This is a genomic window from Flavobacterium sp., from assembly GCF_046153165.1.
In the GTDB taxonomy this organism is placed as follows: domain Bacteria; phylum Bacteroidota; class Bacteroidia; order Flavobacteriales; family Flavobacteriaceae; genus Flavobacterium.
In genome coordinates, this window is record NZ_JBJXEN010000015.1 from 25,682 (window position 1) to 47,729 (window position 22,048).

Genomic DNA, 22,048 nt, shown 5'->3' on the forward strand with positions numbered 1-22,048 from the left:
TTATTTTATTAAACCAACTTTACGTTTCCATTCCTCATAAAAAGGTGGATTGGTTAGCATTAAATCGCCATTTTTATCTAAAAAAACCTGAACAGTTTCTCCTGTACAAGCAATCTCGTTATTGGCATCATAAATAACATATCTATAAATCATTTTGGCAGCAGGCGTATCTACAATTGTAGTTTCTATTCGACCCACATCGCCATAACGTAAAGACAACTTGTGCTCGCAAGTTGATTTGACTATGGGTGTTGTAAATCCACTATCGAAAATATCGAGATATGAAAGCCCGTGTTGACGACCAAATGCTTCACGACCGTCTTCAAAATAAGTAATATAATAACCATGCCACACGATTCCTAAAGGATCTGTTTCATTAAATCTCACTCTAATTTCATGTGAAATTGTTAATTGAGAGGCTTCGTTAAACTGCTCTTTTCTTCTTATCATACTTCAATGCAATGGTTGTGGTAATTATGAAAAATAAAAATAATAAACTTATTTCTGGTAGAATATCTACAATAGAACCATGACGCAAAAGCACATCATAAAAGGCATTCAATCCCCAATTCATAGGAGAAGATTGCGCTATGAGTTGCATCATTTTTGGCATAGCAAAAACAGGAACCCAAATACCTCCTATTGCTGCCAATATAATAACAGAAGTGGCACCAAACGGTGCAGATTGTTCTTGTGTTTTAGCGATTGTTCCTAATAATATTCCGAAGCCAATAGCTCCAAATCCTGAAAATAGCGCTACTATACTCATCAAAAATAAGTTGCCTTCTACATTTAATGATGGCAAGCCAATGTGTGGAAATAAAAAAATTGCCACTAAAATCATCATGTAAAACTGAATCATACAAATAATTAAATACGTAATCGTTTTTCCAGCAATAACAATCACATTAGGAACTGGATTAGTTCTTAGCCGAACAAAAGTCCCTTGTGATTTTTCTTTTACAATATTGATAGACAATGGAATTACAATAAAAAAGATAGCAAACAAAGTCCAAGCTGGTACATTGTGTTGGACAGAATTTGGAATAATTTCTTCATTATTCACTTTTGGAACAATTTCTTTGAATGTGATAAAACTTTTTTGTTCGAAACTGGTTGTTTCTTCTCCTAATTGCGCTTGGAAAGTAGCATAAATCGATTTAGTTTCTATTTGAGAAATCATTTTGTCAATAGAACTCATGACAGCATTTTTGAAACTCATTTGCACCGCAGGATCAAAATACAATTTCACTTCTTTTTGATTGACAATTGTAGTCTTTTCAGCTTTAGCCAAAGTATCGGTCATTCCTAAACTAGCTGTTATTTTTTCAACATTTTGGTCGATTTTAGATTGCAAATCGACACTTAGTTTTTCTGGAATAATAATGGCTAATTGATATTTTCCTTTAAAAACGGCTTCTTTAGCCGATGATTCGGTTAGTTGTTCGTCATTTATTTTGGTAACAACCGTAAAAATATTGCTTTTTTGTAAATTATCGAAAACCGTTTTAGATACATTCCCGTTGTCGTTATCAACCAAAAGAATCGGGATTTTGGCATCGCTAACTGTTTTGAAAGTGCTGTCTTGAATTAAAGTTACTGTAATTATGAGCACCAATGGCATGATAAACAGAATGACAACGCCGCCTATATCTCTTTTTAAGAGTAGGAATTCTTTGTAAACCGACATGAACAATTTATATATCATCTCGCAATTCTTTACCGGTTAATGCAATAAAAACATCTTCCAAATTTCGAGCGTTTGCAGTGGAAGCAATCAAGTTATTTGGTGTTCCTTCTGCATAAATTTTTCCTCTATCGACAATAGCAATATCGGTACAAAAATCCTGTGCTTCGGATAAATGATGTGAAGTATATATTATAGTCGTCCCGTTTTTGTTGAGTTTTTTCAGATAATCGATAATCGCATTTTTAGATTGCACATCGACACCAACTGTTGGTTCGTCTAGAAAAAGCACTTTTGGATTGTGCAAAATTCCTGCGATGAGATTAATTCGGCGTTTCATTCCGCCAGAAAAAGTTTCTATTCGTTTGTCGGCAAATTTTAACAATCCTAAAAAATCAAGGCTTTCGATTACTTTTTCCTTTAAATCATTTCCTTTTAAACCATACATACTTCCAAAATATAGTAAGTTTTCCCTTGCGGTTAATGTTGGATATAATGCATATTCTTGAGGAACTACTCCAATTATTTTTTTTATCTCGCTAGAATTTTTTGCATACGACAAATCATCAATCGAAAAACTTCCTGATGTTGGTTTTACTAATCCGCAAAGCATGGATATTAGAGTTGTTTTCCCAGCTCCATTTGGTCCTAACAAACCAAAAATCTGACCTTCATATATAGAAAGTGTAAAGTCACTCAAAGAATACATTTCGGCATCTTTGTACTTTTTGGAGAGTTGGGTTATTTGGATAATGGGTTTCAAAATAATATTAGCTAATGGCTGCTTTTAATTTTTTAAAAAAAACTTCTTCTTTATTCGCAATATCTAATAGTTGATCGGCGATGGTATTGTAAACATCAGCTTGTGTGCTTCTGTTTTTGTATACTCTAGAGGCATTTACAGCAAAATCTCTCCATAAATCGCCAATTATTGTCATTTCTTGTGATAATTCTTTTAGTTTTTCATTTTCTAGAATTACAGCCGATTCTTGTAGAAAAGCAGCATAAATAAATCGAAAACCACCACCACCAGTGCCTATTTCTTCTTGCATTCTGACCATTTGAGCTAGATAATGGTTGGCTTTTTTGGTTCCGTGTTTTACTGGCCATTTTCTAATTCGACTGGCTACAAACTTTATTCCTCTAACACCAATAATGGGCGCAGGAGCTAACATATCTCGACAACTATTCTTAATACCTTTGATTATAGCACTTTTTAAATCGATAGTAGCAGGAATATGAATTGGGTAATACATTTGTCCTCTTGGCGCAAAAGCTCCTTTAGCAAAACGTACTTTATTTAGTTCTTGGTGTGTGAGTGTCGTCACAGTTTCCATTACTGGATCGCTGATGAGATAATCGGTTTCGGTTTTGCCGTAAACGACTAAATTATGAGCGTTGAAATGAAAACGATACTCGTCTGGGAAATAGGTTAAATTGTAAACGCCCACTTGCAATCCTGTAGGAATTTTATTTTTCAGATTTTCATCCAAAGCTTTTACAGCATTTGCTTCGCTAGAAAATTTTTGTCTTTTTATTTTTAATCCTAATCGTTTTGCTAATTTGTTGAAAATAGCGCCAGGCATTGGTCTATAACTTATTGCTGGGGCATAATTTACTTTTATAAATGGTAAATAAACAAAGAAAAGCCCTGATCCAATACCGAAAACCATAGGTTCACTAATATTCAAACCATTGTTTTTAAGCAAATTAGAAGCTACTCCGTTTTCGCAATGCGCAGATTGATGATGTGTGAAATTGATTTCCATTAATCTGTTTTAAAATTTCTTAATTCATGAACCGAAATATTAAAAGTTTCGGCATATTTCTGTAAAATAGTATCATTTAATTTAGCAAAAATGGTAGGCTTGAAATGTCTTTTTACTCGCCATTGCCACATACCAACATAACTAGACAGCACACCAATATCCATTTTAGAGAATTCCATAAAATAAACAATTGGACTTACTTCTCCATTTTTTACTTGTTCTTTTGCAGTAGCAATTCGTTCGTTTATTTCATCAATAGAATTAGAAAGCGCTATCGTTTTTGGTTCCCAACCTGTGCTTAAAGCCGTTGTATAGTTGCCTTTTTCATCTGTTGCATAAACCAATTCTTTCATGTTGCTTTTAGAAAGATTGCCTTTGTCTTGTGGAACTTCGTTTTCTTTCATAGCTTTCTATTGTTTTGAATGATTTTCTTGAATAAAAAGATTGATCTCTCCTTCTAAAAGTAATTCTTCATTATTGAAAGTTTGACAACTCATCGTACATAAACTATAATCGTCTGTTACGAATTTTGATACTAAAGTTGAAATTGTTTTGATTGTACTTCCAACCTCTGGAAGTTTATGAATTTTTAATGATTTTATTGCACTTATAAATCCAACCACATCTACGCCAGATTTGTCTTCATTATTTTCATCTACAAAATAATCTTTTGCAACAATTGAAGAACAGGTTTGAGCCGCATTTTCTATTAATCCAGCTTCTATAAAAGTATTGTTTTGAATAAATATATTATCGCTTTTTATTTCAAAAATGGTTTCAACTTTTTCTTCATCCATTATCAGAATCATATCAACCATTAAAAAAGGCTTACGATGAGGCAAATAGTTTTTTATGTCTATAGTTGTATCCATTTCTTATTGAAATTATTTGGCTAAAACCGTTTTCATTTGGCCAGTAGCGATTTCTACACCATTTAATTTTGTAACAATATCAACTAAAGTTATTCCTCCAAATTCTTGAAGAATAGAAACTGTTGTTTGAATTTCGTCATCTAATTTTGGCAATTCTTTTATCTCAATATCTTTAATTGAACCTATGTAACCTGTTGGCGCAGGTTCTTGTTTTAAATAAAATTGATATCCTGTGTGTAACGCTACTGATTGCGCCATATGTTCTACTAATCCAGCTTCCACGAAGCTTCCGTTATGATAAAAAATATTATCACTTTGTATTTTTAGTCCTGAAACTAAAGAGGTTTCGGTATAAGAGTACATTTTATCGACCATGACAAAAGGAAACTTTTGTGGCAACAAATTTTCTACAAACTCTTTTTCAAAAATAGCATTTGATGTTTCCATATTTTTCTAGCAAACAGTTAAATAAGCATACGCATAAGAAAAACGGCCACTTTCTGGTACTGATAAAAGAATTTTGTCTCCTTTTTTAAGTTTTCCAGAATTCATTAATTCATTTAATGCCAAATATATTGAAGCCGAACCGACGTTTCCTACTTGTGCAAGGTTCATAAACCATTTTTCGCTTGGAATAATCATTCCGTTTTCGGCGAAAGATTTTTTTAGCCCTTCGACAAAATAATGAGAAGAAACATGAGGCAAGAAATAATCTATTTGATCTGCTGAAACCTTGTTTTTATCCAACGCTTCTTTCATGCTTTGAGCTCCTTTTATTAAAATATTTTTGTCTAATAATTTCACATCTTGTTTGATAGAAAATATAGATTCATTAAGCCATTCCTCTGGATGGTAATCACTCCAAGGTTTTAATTCTCCATTTTCTAATTTATCTCCACCAGCATACATACAAGCTTCAAGCTCATAAGCGTAAGAGAAGGCTTCCATCCATTCTATTTTGAGTGAAATTTCACCTTTTGGTTCATTTTCTAACAAGAAAGCTGCTGCTCCGTCAGATAACATCCAACGTAAAAAATCTTTTTTGAACGCTACTATTGGTTGTTCTTCTAGGTGTTTTAAATTAACAACTTCTTGTTCGTATTTTTCAGATTTCATCCAAGTAGATACTTTTTCTGAACCTGTACAAACTGCATTTTTTGTGTTTCCTGATTTTACTGAAAGATATCCGAATTTTAATGAATTCATTCCCGCACAACAAACTCCCGTAGAAGAATTTAATTCGACTGATTTATTTTTTAACAATCCGTGAACCATTGCTGCGTGAGACGGCAAGAATACATCTGGTGTAGAAGTTCCGCAGGATAATAATTCCATATCTTGAGCTGTAAAACTTTGGTCGAACAATTCCGCTATTGCATTTTTTGTTAATTCAGCATTGCTGTGTGTGCTATTTCCATATTTATCTATAGCATAATAACGACTCACAATTTTATTGTTTCGTAAAATTATTCTTCTTGCTTTAGATGTTGCTTCATTTATAAGTCCCAAGTAGTTCTCCATCTCATCGTTTGAGATAGCTTGATTTGGTAAATATTTTCCAGATTTTGTTATGTAAACATCAAACATAGTATTGTTATTGTATTTTAAACGCCTTGATAATATGCTTTTTCTCTTCTAATTTTGTTAATCACAAAAGGATATGAAAAAACGTGCAAGATATATACAATTGGTGAGATTAACCATATTGCAAGCCATAAATAGATATTAAATATTTTTAGCCATGTTTTTCTTGATTGTTTTTTATTATTGATAAAATTTGCCCATTTATTAAAGATTTTATTAGCCGTTTTATCAACTTTAACTAAATAAGAACTTATTTTTACTGCATTATTTTCCAATAATTGAGTTTGAAGCTGATCAAAATTGTTGTTTTGAAGGTTTTTGTTGATTATTTCTCCAAATTTTGATGATTCAAAAATATCTTTTTCGGAAACTCCTGGCAAGGGAAAGATTCCTAAATATTTCTTTTTTACTCCAGAAAACATCCATTCTACAATAGTAATCACACTTATTAAGTTGCCCACTCTATCTACTAAAGCTACATTTCCTTTTAGTTGTGCATTATTATTATTTAATAAAACTTTAATCTTTTCTTGTGCCATAACCCACATATTTCGAGAACCACTGATAGTTACAACAGGTGTATTATTGAAAAGTATTTTGGCTTCCGAACTTTTTAAAAACGAGTTAATAGGAATAGATGGTGACAAATACCAAACTTGATAATGCAAAAGAATTAAATCGAATTTCTGATTTACTATTTCGGCAGGAATAGGTTTTAATTCTGTTGGAATTTGCAAAAAAGATTCTGGAAAAGCATTAAAAAAAGCTTCTTTATCCCAAGGAAATGGAAAAGGTTTTTCTAATTGAATTTCATGAAATACAACATTAATTTCTTCAGAATTTAATAATGGTTTTGCAATATTTCTAGCGATAGATTCTAATTGACCTGATTGCGAATAATAAATGACAAGAACATTTTTCATTTGAGTAATTGTTTAGCAACGCAAATTTAATTTAAAAAGTGGTAATATTCTAAATTGTATTTATTTCCTTAAAAGTTCTAGCTTTATCTGACCTTTTTACATTTATCCATTCTGGCCAAGTAGTTTTGTCTTCAGCATCATAAATTCGTAATTTCTGGTTTGCATCTTCTATTAGCAAATCATCTTTTGTACAATTAAGAATTCTTGCTGCAGTTTCTATTCCTGAATAGGTTGCTCCAGTTACTCCGTGAGACAATGTACTTGATCCGCAAAGGTATAGATTGTCTATTTCAGATTTATTTTTATATGTAAATGGACCTACTTGATTTAACGTTTTTTCGGTTCCGTATACATTTCCTCTTGTTGCATTTATATAAAACTGATTGGTTTTTGGTGTTCCTAATTCGACTTGAGCAATATTTTGTTTCGCATTTGGAATCATTTTTTCTATGCTATTCATAAATTTTTCGATGATTCGTTCTTTAAATTTCTGATATTCTGGACAATGATAATCATCCATTCCTTCAAATTCTTTAAAACTATCATAATCTACATAAGTAACAGCTTCAAAATTATAATATCTTCCGTTGAAACTTGTAGGATCTTTTAGCGTAGAACAACTAAAGAAAAGAGCCGGAAATTCGTCACCTGAAAGAATATCTCCTTTGGTTAATGTTTCAAAATGTTGATCTAGATTTTCGTCTTTAAACCTCCATATATTACCTGAATCTATTCCCAGTTTAGTTACATCCATATCTAATGTCAAAAAAAGAATTAATGATGTGACTGAATATTTAGTTTTTGTTAATTTTTTATTTAATTTTTTGCTAATATTTTCACTGCCAATTAATTTTAGAAATGTCACGGCAGGATCAGCATTAGACACTACATTTTTTGCTAAAACTTGGGTTCCATCTGCTAATTCAACTCCGAAAGCTGTATTGTTTTTTACTAAAATTTTAGAAACTGATTGTTGCGTTCTAACTAAGCCTCCATAACTTTTTATTTTGTTTGTCATTGCTTTTACAATACCGCCACCACCGCCCATGGGATAAAAACCTCCTTCTAGGTAATGGTTCATCGCAGAACAATGAACAGGAAAACTGGCTTTATTTGGAGGCAAACCGTGATCACCACACTGTGAGTTTAGTACTGCTTTTAGCATAGGATCTTTTATATGCCAATCGATAACTCTTTTTAAGGTAAATAGTGCAAATTTCCCAAAATGTTTTGTTCTAAATGGCACTGTTATATTTTGCCAAAACCCTTTTAAGGTTGGTATTAATTGTAGCTCTTCATTAACTTTTTTAATTAAATGAAGGTATTCCTTTATATTCTTTTCTTCTTTTGGAAATTGTTTAATAAGACTCGCTTCTAGATTTTTTGTCCCCGCAGGAAGATCAAATTTTTTATCATTAATAATACAATGGTCATAACCATTTTTATTCATTCTAAAAAAAACAAGGTCATTTGCAATTCCTAATCCTTTATACAATTCATTTGTTGAGTGACCTTCATCTACCAGGCCCATATAATGAACTCCTGGACTAAAACGTTGCCCTTTTATCGTAAAACTATGACTCCATCCTCCTGGTACATAATGTTGTTCTAGCACCAAAACTTTTTGTCCTGCTCTTGACAAACAAAGAGCTGTTGCTAATCCTCCCGCTCCAGAACCTATTATTATTGTATCAAATTCTTCCATAATATGTTTTGAAGTTTTATAAAAAATGTGTCTTTATTTTATTCTTTCAATTGGGTCCAAAAATCGAAATAATTAAACCATTGTAATGGATATTCTTTTAGCATCGATTCGAGACTTTGTGTATATTCTTTTAACAATGCTTTTTCGTTGCGGTGATTTACCTGTGCTTCTCTGGTATAAAGATGATAATGTAGGTTCTTTTCTTTCATTACATAGACAAAAACCACTGGGACTTTTAGTCTTGAGGCAATAAGAAATGGTCCTGCAGGGAATTTTGCCTCCTGTCCTAATAATTCTTCTGATAATGATTTTACTCCTTCAAAATATCTATCACCTGTAAAACAAACTAATTCGTTTCTAGCTAAAGCAGCATTTATCTCGAAAATATGAGATAAATCATCTTTTATTAAGATTAATTTAATACTTGATTTTTTCGAGATTTTTTCGAGATAATTCTTTATTGCAGAATGCTCTAAGTCGGTAGTTACAAGGTTAATTTGAAAATCGACATCTATTTCGCTAAAGAAATGTTCTGCTATTTCGAAGTTTCCAATATGTGCACTAATAAGTACACCTCCTTTTTTTTCTTCTAACAATTTTTTTAGTATTTCTACTCCATCAAACTCATAAGTGAATCTATTTTGCATTCCTGCAGAAATAGACACTTTATCGAGAATGGTTTGTCCAAAAGTATAATAACTCATGAAAACCATTCTTTTTGATTTGAAATAAGAATAACCTAATCGCTCTTTAAAATAATAAAAAATAGCCCGATTACTTTTCTTAAGAAAGAGAAAATAATAACAAGCTACAAAATAAAGAATAAAATATGCGGACTTGATTCCTGCTTTTTTTATAAAAAAAACAAAAATCTTATAGCCTAAGACTGTTCCCCTAGATTTTCCATCCCATTGAGCCATTTTATATTGCAGATTGCTAGACCTTTTAGACAGTTAGACTTCTTAGATTATTTAGATGTGAAAATCTAAGTATCTAAGAAGTCTAACTGTCTAAGAAATTTAAATTATACTTTAAGCTTAATTTTGTTTTCTATTAAATCATAAAAACTTTGAAAAGAAGCTATACCTACAAAATCTACTTCAACTAGTTTTACACCAAAATTAGATTCGACAGAGACTACCAAATCTACATAATCTAAACTATCTAACCCTAAAGTATCTTTTAGATTAGCTTCTGGTTGAATATCATCTTGATCTACTTCGAACTCATCGACCAAAAAATCATTTATTTTCTTTACTATTTCTTCTTTATTCATCACCCTTTTTAAACTTTTTTATAACTAATGCAGAATTTGTTCCTCCGAAACCGAAAGAATTCGACAAAAATATATCAATTTTTTTATTTAACGTTGTTTTAACTAAATTTAATTTTACTGCATCATCATCTGGATTCTCTAAATTGATGTTTGGTGCAATAAAATCGTTTTGCATCATGAGTATAGAATAAATGACTTCGCTTGCTCCTGCCATCCAACATTCGTGACCTGTCATCGATTTTGTTGAACTTACATAAGGATTACTTTCACCAAAAACTTCCAATATTGCTTTGGCTTCGTTTCCATCTCCAACTGGCGTTGATGTTGCGTGTGCATTGATATAGTCTATCTCGCTAGCTTTTACATTGGCTTCATCTAGCGCTCTTTGCATGGCAGTGGCTGGTCCTTCGACATTTGGTGTGGAAATGTGTCCTCCGTTTGATGAAAACCCATAACCTATTACTTCTGCAATAATATTTGCTCCTCGTTTTATTGCCGATTCGTAACTTTCTAAAATTAAAGTTGCACCTCCACCACTTGGCACTAATCCGTCACGAGAAGCGTCGAAAGGTCTTGATGCCTTGGTTGGTTCGTCTTGTCTTGGAGAAAAAACACCCAAACCATCAAAACTGCTCATCGCATATTTGTTTATTTCTTGTGCTCCTCCACAAATTATCATGTCTTGAAAACCACTTTTTATTAAAAAATAAGCCAATCCTATTGAATGTGATCCACTTGCACAAGCTGCACTAATAGTTAAGTTTATTCCTCTTAATTTGAAGATGGTAGAAAGGTTCATTGTTACGGTCGAATTCATCGATTTAAAAATCGCCCCAGAACCTATGAGTGAAGTGTCTTTTTTTTCACGAATCACATCGGTAGCTTCAATTATTGCTTTAGAAACACTATCGTTTCCGTACATAATTCCTACTTCATTGTTATCAAAAAAAGCATCGTCTATATTAGCATTTTTTAACGCTTCAATAGTTGCCATATAGGCATATTCTGTTTCTTCTCCAAGACTTATTCTCTGTCTTCGAGAAAGTAAATTTTTTAATTCTGGTTTGGGAACCATTCCTGTTAATGAAGATTGAAAACCAAATTCTTCACGTTCTGGATCGATAACAATTCCTGATTTACCTTCATATAATGAATTTTTTACCTCGTCTAATGAAGTTCCTATGCAGGAGTAAATTCCCATTCCGGTAATGACAACTCTTTTATTCATTATTTATATTATTTATTTAAGAATAAATTCCACCATTAATATTAATAACTTCTCCTGTTATATAACTTGATTTTCTTGATACTAGAAAACTTACTAAATCTGCTACTTCTTCCGCTTCTCCGAAACGGTTTGCTGGCACCATTTTTATAAGTTCTTTTTCGTCGAGATCACTTGTCATATCTGTTCTTATAAATCCTGGAGCTACAGCATTTACAGTAATATTTCTCTTTGCTACTTCTTGTGCCAATGCTTTTGTAGCAGCAACAACCGCTCCTTTTGCTGCAGAATAATTAGTTTGTCCTGGAGTTCCTTTTACACCTGAAACAGATACCATATTTACTATTCGTCCGTATTTGTTACGCAACATTTTTTGAATAAAAAAATTAGTTACATTAAAAAACCCATTCAAACTTGTATTTACAACACTTGTCCAATCTTCAGGAGTCATCCACATGAATAATCCATCTTTTGCAATTCCTGCATTATTCACAATCGCTTCAACAATAGCATTTGGATTTGCATCTTGCCATTGTGTCAATACATTTTTTACTTCTTCAAAATCAGCAACATCAAATTGAATTATTTCACCTGTTGCGCCTAATTGTTTTACTTCTTCCAAAGTTTTTTCGGCAGCAACCTTATTCGATTGATAATTTATAAGAATATGATAATCAGAATCCGCAGCTAATTTTTTGCAAATTTCATTCCCAATTCCTCTTGAACCTCCTGTTACTAAAGCACATTTCATACTAAATTGTTTTATTTTTTAAAAGGTTCTGCACTATCAAACCATTGATCTCCTAATACTTTCCCGTCTGGCTTAATAAAGCCATATTTCTTTTTGCTAATTACTCTTGCTAATCCGTTTACAAATCCTTTTTCATCGTCCTTAAACATCGCGAAAAGACCTGCTGTAATACCGTATTCGCAAGGAACAACTAATTTTCCAGTTTCATTAATAAAACCCCATTCTTTGTCTTTTACAGGCGCAAAACCGTCTGTGCTAAAAATTTCAGCATCATTATACACTGGTTCTACGACAAAAGCTCCCTTTGTATTGACATAACCCCATTTTTTACCAATTTGAACTGGTGCTAAATTTTTCACAAACGCCCTTGCTTTGTCAAATTTAGGTTCGATAATCCAATTTCCTTTTAAATCTATAAATCCTATTTTTTCGTTTTTCTTAGCGTAGGTTATGTCTTGCGCTAAGAAATCCCAAATTTTGTCAACACCTTCAATCGCTTTAAACTTTCCTGCAATTACTAATCCGAATGAAGTTCCATTTTTTGCCCAAGTAGTGTTTTTGTAATAATCACCTATTTCGTCATATATTATTTCGACAACAACTTTTCCTGTTTTGTCTATAATTCCCCAACGGTCATTATTTCTTACTCTGGCAAATCCGTTTTGAAAAGATTTTATAACATCATATTTTGGTTCTAGGATTACTAGCATTTTTGCATTAATTAATCCTGTTTTATCCCCTTGTTTTATGAATGCAACACCATCTTCAAAATCATATACTTTATCCGAAGTTGGAGATTTTTGTTCTTCTCCTTTTTTATTTATATAAAACCATTTTTTGTCTTTGGCAACTACACAATACCCATTATTAAAGTATTTAGCGTCATCAAAAGTAGCCGGAATAACCCATTCTCCTTTTGTGTTTATGAAACCCCATTTTTTATTATCCTCGGCAGCAGCCAATCCTTCTGAGAAATTTTTAGCTACTTTAAATTTTGGCTGAATGGCAAACTCTCCTGTTTTAGAAATATAACCAAACTTACCCTCTTTCCTTACTAATGACAACTCTTGAGCATTCGCAAACTGCATCATTAAAACCAAAAAAAATATTACTTTTTTCATAATTTATATAATTTTGAGTGAAACTTAAATACTAATGTATTAATTATTTATCAAATAGTCTTTTACGTTTTGTACAAAAGGATACATTACTTGATCTTGGGTAAACGTTGGGATTATTTTGCGAACATCATTGTATATTTTTCTAGTTACAGATGAAATAGCATCTTTTTGTTCTAAATAATCTATAGCCTGTACGATTGTAATTAATTCGATTGCTAAAACTTCAAATGAATTTTCAATAACTTTTGATGTAATAACAGCAGCATTTGTTCCCATACTTACAATATCCTGATTGTCATTGTTATTAGGAATACTATGGATATACATTGGATTAGAGAGCATTTGATTTTCGGCAGTTGTTGATGTTGCTGTAAATTGAACTCCTTGCATCCCAAAATTAAAACCTAAGGTTCCAAGATTTACAAATGGAGGAAGAATTTCATTTATCTTAGAATTTAATAAATAATTTAATTGTCGTTCTGCAAGCATTGTTAGCTTTGTAATAACAACTTTTAGTTTATCCATCTCAAGTGAAATATAATCTCCATGAAAATTACCTCCATGATAAACATGTTGATTTTTTACATCGATAATTGGATTGTCATTTGCAGAATTAAATTCATCTTCTAAAATTGATGCTACATTATTTATAGTTTCTAAAACTGGCCCTAAAATTTGTGGCACACAACGCAAAGAATAATATTCTTGTACTTTTTCTTTAAATACATCTTCGGTATTTTCTCCAGTATATAAATGGTCTTCTCTTTTTCTAATTAATGTACTGTCAGATAAGTTCTCTCTCATTCTTTGGGCTACTTCACGCTGCCCTTTATGACGTTTTGTATTATTTAATTCTGCCGAAAAATGATCATCATAAGCTTGTACAATTTCGTTTATTGCACAAGAAAACTTAAGCGACCAATCTAACAATTTATTAGCATTATGAACATTTACAACACCAATTCCTGTCATTACAGAAGTTCCGTTCATTAACGCCAAACCTTCTCTGATTTCGACCTGAATAGGCTTTAAGTTTTCTAATTCAAAAACTTCTGGCGTTGGCCTTCTTTCTCCTTTATAAAAAACCTCTCCTTCTCCAATAAGTACTAATGCTAAATGTGCTAATTGCACTAAATCTCCACTAGCACCAACACCACCGTGCTCAAAAATTAGAGGTGTAATATCTTTATTTATTAATTCCTTCATCAAATGAATTAATGATGGATGAACTCCAGAATTTCCTAAAGACAGTGTATTTAATCTTGCTAAAATTGCGGCTTTTACACAAAGTGGATTCAAAGGTTTTCCAGTTCCAGACGAGTGACTTCTAATCAAATTATACTGTAATTGAAGTCTATCTTCATCTTTTATACGGTATTGTGCCATAGGGCCAAAACCTGTATTTACTCCATAAATCACTTTATTTTCTGAAAATTCTTTAAGAAATTCAAAACTTTTATTTACCCTATCTAAAACAACATCGCTTATCTCAACTTTATTATTGTCAAAAATTATTGCCTCAAATTCTTTTAAACTTAAAAACTCATTAATCGTATTCATTTAACCCTTTTTATTTTACTAAATTAATTTTTTATTGAAATTAATGTTGTTAACTTTGAAGCTGCAAATATAGTGTAATAATCAGTAATATTTTAAATATGTTAAAGGAGTTTGTCGATGTTTTGGTAATTGGCGCTGGTCCGTCAGGATGTGTTTCGGCATCACATCTACATAATAACAACATTAAAGTAAAAGTTGTAGAGAAGACAAAATTCCCTAGAATAGTCGTTGGAGAGAGCTTAATACCTCGCGTTATGGATCATTTTGCAGAAGCAGGATTGTTCGAATCTCTAGACGCAATGAATTTTGAAAAAAAATTAGGCGCACGTTTTATTCGTGCAAATGAAATTTGTGTGTTTGATTTTAGTGATAAATATGGTGAGGGTTGGGATTGGACTTGGCAAGTACCAAGAGCTGATTTTGACAACACTATGGCTCAAGAAGTTATACGCAAAGGAATAGATTTAGAATTTGAAAGCGAAGTAATATCAGTTGATTTTGAAGGAAAAAATTCTATCACTGTTGTAAAAGATAAAGAGGGAATTTTCAAAGAGATTCACGCCAAGTTTATTATAGACTCTAGTGGATATGGAAGAGTTTTGCCGAGACTTCTCGACTTAGACACACCATCGAAATTAGACCCCCACTCTGCAATTTTTACACATGTAGTAGATGTAAATAGACCTGAAGGAGAAGAAGGAACTTTAATATCTTTTGATATTTTAGAAACAGAAGTTTGGTTATGGGTTATTCCTTTTTCTAATGGAAATACAAGTTTAGGTGTAGTTGGCCCAACAAATTTTATCAATTCTCTATCTAAAGACAATGATAAAATTGAAGCTTTAAATAATGCCATTAATATGTCAGATTACTACATCAAACGATTTGGAAATGTTGAGTTTGCTTTCGAACCTATTAAGTTAGAAAATTACTCTCGTTCTGTAAAAAGTATGTATGGAGATGGTTTTGCATTAACTGGAAACAGTTCTGAATTTTTAGACCCTGTTTTTTCTTCAGGCGTAGCTTTTGCTACTGAATCTGGAATGCTTGCCGCTAAATTATTTATTAAAGAATCACAAGGAATTACTGTAGATTGGGAAACTGAATTTACAGGATATATGCGTCGTGGAATTAGCGTTTTTACTACTTATGTAAAAGAATGGTATACTGGTAATTTACAAACTTTATTTTTCCATCAACCAGAAAATCCAGATGTGAAGCGTAAAATTTGTGCTGTTTTAGCTGGTTACGTTTGGGATGAAACCAATCCGTTTGTAAAAAAACACGATAATTTAATTAAGAATATGGCTTACATAATAAATAGCGAAAAAGAATTAGCAGAAAAAAACCTTAGTTAACACTAAGGTTTTTTTATATATAAAAATAAATCTAATCTCTTTTCTTGTAAATTTACCCCAACAAATTCAAAACTATATTAGGAAACAATCCCAAAGTAATATTTAAAATCATAGCTAGTATAGCAACAATTTGGTACATTACAGGAACTTTAGGTAAAATTTCTTCATTATCTTTTGCGTACATAGCAAGAATTATTTTAAAATAGTAACCCACACTAATTATAGAACTAATGATTGCTACTATAACTAAAACAATCCAACCAGTATTTACCAATTGATTCAATAAAAAGAATTTTGCAAAGAAACCTGACAAAATAGGAATCCCAGCCATAGATAATAAGGAAGCCGTTAATATTCCAGCTAATAATGGATTTGATTTCCCAAAACCATTGAAGCTATCAATAGTTTCGTTTTCTTTATCTTTAGTAACATACATTACAACTGCAAAAAAAGCAATTCCCGCAACTGAATAAGCCGAAGCATAATACAATAAGGTACTTGCAGCATTATTTGCTAATAAAAGTGTTGAAACCATAAAACCAGCATGTGATATACCAGAAAAGGCAAACATACGTTTAACATTATTTTGACGCAACGCCATAATATTTCCTAAAACCATTGATCCTATTGCTACACAAACAATAATGAGTTGGAAAGAATATGTTTGAATTGGTAAAAGAGACATTATTAACTTATATAATGTTGCCATAGCAACCACTTTAGCTAAACTACTCATAGTTGCAGTAGTTAGCGCTGGCGCACCTTCATAGACATCTGGCGCCCAGAAATGAAAGGGAACAGTTGCTATTTTAAACAACATCCCTATTAACAAAAATATAATTCCTATAAAATACCATTGTGGGTAATTTGTAGTATGTATTATTTGTGATATCGAATTCAAATTAAAACTTCCTGTTGCCCCGTATATTAAACAGATTCCAAAAAGTATAATCCCTGAAGCAAATGAACCCATTAGGAAATATTTCATTCCAGCTTCATTACTTTTTAGATTTAATCTATTACTTGCCGCAAGTACATATAACGAAATAGATAAAACTTCTATTCCTAAAAAGAACATAGATAAATTTCCAAATGACACCATTGCCACTGCTCCTGCTAATAAAAATATTTTTATCCCAACATAATCAGAAATTTTAGTTATCTGATCCTTATAGAATTCATGACTAAGTGCTACTAAAAAAAGAGTAATTATAATAAATAAACTTGAAAATGCTACCGAAAATTTATCGACAACCATCATGTTATTAAAATAAGAACCTAGATGGTTATATTCGGAAATATTAAATCCTAAAATAGCTAAAAGCCCAATAATTGTTACAGGCACAATCACTTTTCTTGCATTAAAAATTTCTGCAAGTAAACTTACAATTCCTAATCCTGATATGTATATAAGAGTATTCATTCTTTATATTTCTTTTTATATTGAGAGGGATTTAAATCCTAATTCCTTAAATTTTTAAACTCTATTAATTTTAAAAACAATTTCTTGTAAAGCAGGTGTAACTAAATCTGTAATAGGTTTTGAAAATAATCCAAAAAACAACAAAACAACAATTATAACCACAAAAACTATCATTTCATTTACAGTTATTGTTTTAAATACTTTTGCATTAGCCTCTCCCAACATAACATGTTGGAACATTTTTAGCATATAAACTGCACCTAATATAATCGTTGTTCCTGCAATAATTGCAAACCAAATATTAGCACTATATAAACTGTATAACAAAGTAAATTCTCCAACAAAATTAAAAGTTCCAGGCAATGCAACCGAAGCCAACATGATAATCATAAACATCGAAGCAAACTTATTATCTTGAATTCTAATACCGCCCATTTCAGATATTTCTTGTGTATTGAAACGTCTTTCTATTACTTCGGCAGCAAAGAAAAGTCCAACAACTACAAATCCGTGAGCAATCATTTGCAAAACTGCACCACGCAAACCATCTAAAGTTAATGTGTAAGCTCCAGCAGCGATTAAACCAACGTGAGCAAGAGATGAATAAGCCAATAATTTTTTAATATTTCTTTGTTGCAAAGCCACAATCGAGCCATATACTACTCCTGCTACACTTAATCCAATAAGAATTGGCATATACATTTTTGCAGCAAAAGGCGCTATTGGTAATTGCCAGCGAATAACACTATACAATCCCATTTTTAGCATAATTCCTGAAAGCAACATCGTACCAACAGTTGGTGATTTTTGATACACATTTGCTTGCCAAGTATGAAAAGGGATAATTGGGATTTTGATAGCATAAGCCAAAAATAAGGCTAAGAATATCCAAAATTGTTCTTGATCGGTTAAATGTACAGCATACAAATCTCCAATCATTAAACTTCCTGCTTTTTGGAACAAATACATAAAAGCAACTAACATGAATAATGATCCTGCTAATGTATAAATGAAAAATTTGATTACTGCTTTTTTGCGTTCTTCAGCATCTCCATTACCCCAAACAAGAGCTATAAAATAAATTGGTATTAATGACAACTCCCAGAAAATATAATACAAGAAAGCATCGGCACTTAGAAATGTTCCTACCATTGCAAATGACATAAACAATACTAAGGCATAGAAATTTCTATTGTTTTTATATTGATTACCAAAAGAAGAAAAGATAATTATTGATGTTAAAACTGTCGTTAAAAGCAACATTGCTAAGGACAATCCATCAACTTTTAAAGCAATGTATAAGTTAGGATTTGAAATCCAATTGGCTTTAAAATCAGAACTGAGTCCGTGATTGTATTGATTTAATATAAATATTGATCCAACAATTGACGCTAAACTGAAAAATAAAGCCACCGTTTTAGCAAATTTATCTCCAGCAAAATAAGTTGCCACAGCACCGAATAATAAAAATATAAGTATAAATGATACGTTCATTGTGTGTAATTATTAAACTAAAAATAAATAAATTAAAATTGAAGAAATCCCTAATACAAAAGCAAAAAGATACAATCCTATGCTTCCATTTTGAATTAATTTTCCTTGATTTCCAATTTCGTTCGTTATTTTCCCTAAACCGAAAACAAATCCAGAAACTGCAGTTTCAATATATTTTCTGAAGAAATGGGATACTTTATATAATGGATTTACGATAACTGCATCATAAATTTCATCAACATAATATTTGTTGTATAAAACTTTAGTAACACCTGCAATTTCAGAATCTTCTGAAGGGACTTCGCTGTTTTTAATATATTTAAAATAAGCAAATCCAATTCCGACTAAAGCACCAACAGTAGCAACTGCCATCAACATATAAGCAGTTCCGTCTAAATGATGTTCTTCAATTCCAACTTTACCAAATAATGGTGCTAAATAATGATTTAACCAACTATTTCCTGGCAAATTAATTAGTCCTCCAATAGCTGCTAAAAACGCTAAAATTATTAATGGAATGGTAATTAAACTAGGACTTTCGTGTAAATGATGTTTTTGCGCATCCGTTCCTCTAAATTCTTTAAAGAATGTCAAATACATTAATCTAAACATATAAAATGCCGTCATGATTGATGCAATCGAACCAATAATCCAAAGAATCATATTTCCATGGAAAGCCGTCATTAAAATCTCATCTTTAGACCAGAAACCTGCAAAAGGAAAAATTCCTGCAATGGCTAATGTCGAAATCATCATCGTCCAAAATGTAATTGGCATGTATTTTTTTAAACCGCCCATTTTGCGCATATCTTGTTCTCCGTGCAAAGCATGAATTACCGAACCCGAACCTAAGAACAAACAAGCTTTGAAGAAAGCATGCGTAATAACATGGAAAACAGCCACTTCATAAGCACCAAGCCCCAATGCTAAAAACATTAAACCCAATTGTGAAACGGTAGAATAAGCCAATACTTTTTTAATGTCATTTTGAACCAATCCTATCGAAGCAGCTACAATTGCAGTAATTGCTCCAACAATTGCCATTATATCTTGAACATACGGTGCTAAATCGAATAAGAAATTCATTCTGGTTACCATAAATATCCCAGCCGTTACCATTGTCGCAGCGTGAATTAATGCCGAAACTGGAGTTGGTCCAGCCATCGCATCTGGCAACCAAGTATATAATGGGATTTGAGCTGATTTTCCACAAGCACCAATAAACAAACATAAAGCAGCCAATCCCAATAAAAATGGCATCGTATTAGTGCTAAAATTGATGTTTGTCAAATATACTTTTAATTGAATATAATCAAGAGTGTTAAATAAATATCCTAAAATAAAAATTCCAATCAACAGACCTAAATCACCAATTCTGTTCATGATGAAAGCTTTTTTTGCCGCATCATTATATTCTTGATTTTTGTACCAAAAACCAATTAATAAATAAGAACACAAACCAACACCTTCCCAACCAATGAACATGACTAATAAGTTACTTCCTATTACCAATGTAATCATGAAAAATACGAATAGATTCAGATACGCAAAAAACTTATGCATATTCTCATCATCATGCATATAAGAAATAGAATATAAATGAATTAATGTTCCAATTCCTGTAACAAATAACAACCAAAGAATAGACAATTGATCTAATAAAAATGAAAGGTTAACATTGAATTTCTCTAAAGAAATCCATTGAAACAAATCAATTTGAATTGGTTTTACATTCGATTGAATAAGTGCAAAGAAGTATGTAGTTGCGAAAAATGATATCAGAATCGATAATGTTCCTATAGCTCCTACAATGGTTTTTCCTGCTTTTTTCCCAAGAAAAACATTAAATAAGAATCCACAAAGTGGCGCTAATAATAATACTAAAGCTAAATTTTTTTCCATTAGTATTTATCCTTTTAAATTTTTTAAATTATCAATATCAATAGAACTTAAGTTTCTAAATATTGACACTAATATTGCTAATCCTACGGCAACTTCGGCAGCAGCAACAGCCATCGAGAAGAATACAAAAACTTGTCCTTGTGCATCTTGATGAAAAGTTGAAAACGCTACAAAAAGTAAATTAACCGCATTTAACATAATTTCGATAGACATAAACATAATGATGGCATTTCTTCTAAACAAAACACCAAAAATTCCGATACAGAACAAAATTACACACAAATAAATGTAATTTTCAATTCCTATTTCTACTAATATATTATTCATTTTATTGAATTGATTTTTCTTTTTTAGACAATAACACTACACCCATCATTGCTACTAACAATAATACAGAAGCAAATTCGAAAGGAACCATATACTCATTAAGTAACACTTTACCTAAAACTTTTATCGATTGAAAATCTTGACCAGAAGTTCTATACGTTTCCATTTTTGGCATTGCTTTAATGAAAACGGCTAACATCACAAAACAAACCAATCCAAAAGAAACAACTGCTGCCAGTTTTGTTGCTATTTTTTTATGAGGTTCGTCTTCTTTGTTTAAATTCATCAACATAATCGTAAATAAAAATAAAACCATTATCGCTCCAGAATAAACTATAATATGAACAATCGCTAAAAATTGTGCGTTAAATAATAAATAATGACCTGCTACGCTAAAGAAGCAAATTACCAAATAAATAGCACTATGAATAGGGTTTTTACTAATGATAGTTAAAAATGCAGTCGCCAATGTAATGGCTGACAAAAAGTAGAAAATAATTAATAATGTACTCATTAGTTAGCGTTTTTAAGTTGTGCATTTTGCATTGCGATATCTAAAGGCATAACCAGTTTGTCTTTTCCGAAGATAAAATCTTCTCTTTCGTAATTAGAAGGAACTAAAACTTTTGAAGTCGTTAGGTAAATTGCGTCTTTCGGACAAGCTTCTTCACACAAACCACAGAAAATACAACGTAACATGTTGATTTCATATATTTCTGCGTATTTTTCTTCACGGTATAAGTGTTTTTCAGAAGGTTTTCTCTCAGCAGCCTTCATTGTAATCGCTTCTGCAGGACAAGAAAGTGCGCATAAACCACAAGCAGTACAATTTTCACGACCTTGTTCATCACGTTTCAACATATGTTGTCCACGATAAACTGGACTCATCTCACGTACTTGTTCAGGATAATGAATAGTTACTTTTTTTCTAAAAAAGTGTTTAATTGTAATAAGTAATCCTTTTACAATCGCCACAAGATATAGGTTTTCTAAAAAAGTCATTTCCTTATTGGAAACTTGTTTTTTTCTACCTGATAATGATATATTTTGTATAGTCGTTGACATAAAATC

At 31.6% G+C, this 22,048-nt stretch carries 23 protein-coding genes; 1 reads left to right on the top strand and 22 read right to left on the bottom strand.

Annotated elements, in window-relative coordinates:
* From ACKVOV_RS02365 to hutH, 16 genes are all read right to left on the bottom strand, one after another.
* A complete protein-coding gene (locus tag ACKVOV_RS02365; RefSeq protein WP_409205176.1) occupies positions 1-450 on the bottom strand; it encodes an acyl-CoA thioesterase in 450 nt (149 codons plus the stop codon).
* Positions 425-1,708, bottom strand: coding sequence for an ABC transporter permease (locus tag ACKVOV_RS02370; protein WP_409205177.1), 1,284 nt, complete (start codon positions 1,706-1,708; stop codon positions 425-427). Before ACKVOV_RS02370 ends, ACKVOV_RS02365 begins: the two co-directional genes overlap by 26 nt.
* Positions 1,698-2,396: an ABC transporter ATP-binding protein gene (locus ACKVOV_RS02375; RefSeq protein WP_409205204.1), complete on the bottom strand. Its 699-nt coding sequence runs from the start codon at positions 2,394-2,396 to the stop codon at positions 1,698-1,700. The genes ACKVOV_RS02370 and ACKVOV_RS02375 overlap by 11 nt, the downstream gene beginning before the upstream one ends.
* A 61-nt stretch (positions 2,397-2,457) precedes the next feature.
* Positions 2,458-3,456: a BtrH N-terminal domain-containing protein gene (locus tag ACKVOV_RS02380; RefSeq protein WP_409205178.1), complete on the bottom strand. Its 999-nt coding sequence runs from the start codon at positions 3,454-3,456 to the stop codon at positions 2,458-2,460.
* Complete coding sequence (locus tag ACKVOV_RS02385; RefSeq protein ID WP_409205179.1) at positions 3,456-3,860, bottom strand: hypothetical protein; 405 nt, start codon at positions 3,858-3,860, stop codon at positions 3,456-3,458. Before ACKVOV_RS02385 ends, ACKVOV_RS02380 begins: the two co-directional genes overlap by 1 nt.
* 6 nt (positions 3,861-3,866) lie before the next feature.
* Positions 3,867-4,328 carry an ABC transporter permease gene (locus ACKVOV_RS02390; protein WP_034099446.1) on the bottom strand — a complete coding sequence of 154 codons (462 nt, stop codon included), beginning with the start codon at positions 4,326-4,328 and terminating at the stop codon, positions 3,867-3,869.
* Positions 4,329-4,340: 12 nt separating this feature from the next.
* Entirely contained in the window at positions 4,341-4,775 is a 435-nt protein-coding gene (locus ACKVOV_RS02395; RefSeq protein WP_409205180.1) for a hypothetical protein, read from the bottom strand.
* Between the two features lie 6 nt (positions 4,776-4,781).
* Positions 4,782-5,915, bottom strand: coding sequence for a beta-ketoacyl-ACP synthase III (locus ACKVOV_RS02400; RefSeq protein ID WP_409205181.1), 1,134 nt, complete (start codon positions 5,913-5,915; stop codon positions 4,782-4,784).
* A gap of 17 nt (positions 5,916-5,932) precedes the next feature.
* Positions 5,933-6,835: a dialkylrecorsinol condensing enzyme DarA gene (locus ACKVOV_RS02405; protein WP_409205182.1), complete on the bottom strand. Its 903-nt coding sequence runs from the start codon at positions 6,833-6,835 to the stop codon at positions 5,933-5,935.
* Positions 6,836-6,884: 49 nt separating this feature from the next.
* Positions 6,885-8,540 (bottom strand): phytoene desaturase family protein, encoded by a 1,656-nt coding sequence (locus tag ACKVOV_RS02410; RefSeq protein ID WP_409205183.1) that lies wholly within the window; start codon positions 8,538-8,540, stop codon positions 6,885-6,887.
* 38 nt (positions 8,541-8,578) lie between these two features.
* Positions 8,579-9,460, bottom strand: coding sequence for a lipid A biosynthesis acyltransferase (locus tag ACKVOV_RS02415; protein ID WP_409205184.1), 882 nt, complete (start codon positions 9,458-9,460; stop codon positions 8,579-8,581).
* A 104-nt stretch (positions 9,461-9,564) separates the two neighbouring features.
* On the bottom strand, positions 9,565-9,816 hold the full coding sequence (locus tag ACKVOV_RS02420; protein ID WP_409205185.1) for an acyl carrier protein: 252 nt from the start codon (positions 9,814-9,816) through the stop codon (positions 9,565-9,567).
* On the bottom strand, positions 9,809-11,044 hold the full coding sequence (locus tag ACKVOV_RS02425; protein ID WP_409205186.1) for a beta-ketoacyl-[acyl-carrier-protein] synthase family protein: 1,236 nt from the start codon (positions 11,042-11,044) through the stop codon (positions 9,809-9,811). The genes ACKVOV_RS02420 and ACKVOV_RS02425 overlap by 8 nt, the downstream gene beginning before the upstream one ends.
* A gap of 16 nt (positions 11,045-11,060) precedes the next feature.
* The gene (fabG, locus tag ACKVOV_RS02430; protein WP_409205187.1) at positions 11,061-11,792 is read right to left on the bottom strand and encodes a 3-oxoacyl-ACP reductase FabG; all 732 of its coding nucleotides are present in this window, start codon (positions 11,790-11,792) and stop codon (positions 11,061-11,063) included.
* Positions 11,793-11,803: 11 nt separating this feature from the next.
* Complete coding sequence (locus tag ACKVOV_RS02435; RefSeq protein WP_409205188.1) at positions 11,804-12,913, bottom strand: WG repeat-containing protein; 1,110 nt, start codon at positions 12,911-12,913, stop codon at positions 11,804-11,806.
* A gap of 39 nt (positions 12,914-12,952) precedes the next feature.
* A complete protein-coding gene (gene hutH / locus ACKVOV_RS02440) occupies positions 12,953-14,473 on the bottom strand; it encodes a histidine ammonia-lyase (protein ID WP_409205189.1) in 1,521 nt (506 codons plus the stop codon).
* Positions 14,474-14,571: 98 nt separating this feature from the next.
* Here hutH and ACKVOV_RS02445 point away from each other — a divergent pair, with 98 nt between their 5' ends.
* The gene (locus ACKVOV_RS02445) at positions 14,572-15,831 is read left to right on the top strand and encodes an NAD(P)/FAD-dependent oxidoreductase (RefSeq protein ID WP_409205190.1); all 1,260 of its coding nucleotides are present in this window, start codon (positions 14,572-14,574) and stop codon (positions 15,829-15,831) included.
* A 52-nt stretch (positions 15,832-15,883) separates the two neighbouring features.
* On the opposite strand, the gene ACKVOV_RS02450 is transcribed toward ACKVOV_RS02445, so the two are convergent.
* Genes ACKVOV_RS02450 through ACKVOV_RS02475 form a run of 6 tightly spaced genes read right to left on the bottom strand, consistent with a single transcriptional unit; the run spans position 15,884 to position 22,042 of the window.
* Positions 15,884-17,254, bottom strand: a complete 1,371-nt coding sequence (locus ACKVOV_RS02450) for an NADH-quinone oxidoreductase subunit N (protein ID WP_409205191.1) — start codon at positions 17,252-17,254, stop codon at positions 15,884-15,886.
* 54 nt (positions 17,255-17,308) lie between these two features.
* Positions 17,309-18,748: a NuoM family protein gene (locus tag ACKVOV_RS02455; RefSeq protein WP_409205192.1), complete on the bottom strand. Its 1,440-nt coding sequence runs from the start codon at positions 18,746-18,748 to the stop codon at positions 17,309-17,311.
* A 12-nt stretch (positions 18,749-18,760) separates the two neighbouring features.
* Positions 18,761-20,650 (bottom strand): NADH-quinone oxidoreductase subunit L, encoded by a 1,890-nt coding sequence (gene nuoL, locus ACKVOV_RS02460; protein WP_409205193.1) that lies wholly within the window; start codon positions 20,648-20,650, stop codon positions 18,761-18,763.
* A 6-nt stretch (positions 20,651-20,656) separates the two neighbouring features.
* Positions 20,657-20,977: an NADH-quinone oxidoreductase subunit NuoK gene (nuoK, locus tag ACKVOV_RS02465; protein WP_394759891.1), complete on the bottom strand. Its 321-nt coding sequence runs from the start codon at positions 20,975-20,977 to the stop codon at positions 20,657-20,659.
* Position 20,978: 1 nt separating this feature from the next.
* Positions 20,979-21,491: an NADH-quinone oxidoreductase subunit J gene (locus ACKVOV_RS02470; RefSeq protein ID WP_409205194.1), complete on the bottom strand. Its 513-nt coding sequence runs from the start codon at positions 21,489-21,491 to the stop codon at positions 20,979-20,981.
* Positions 21,491-22,042: a NuoI/complex I 23 kDa subunit family protein gene (locus ACKVOV_RS02475; RefSeq protein ID WP_409205195.1), complete on the bottom strand. Its 552-nt coding sequence runs from the start codon at positions 22,040-22,042 to the stop codon at positions 21,491-21,493. The genes ACKVOV_RS02470 and ACKVOV_RS02475 overlap by 1 nt, the downstream gene beginning before the upstream one ends.
* Positions 22,043-22,048: the final 6 nt, after the last annotated feature.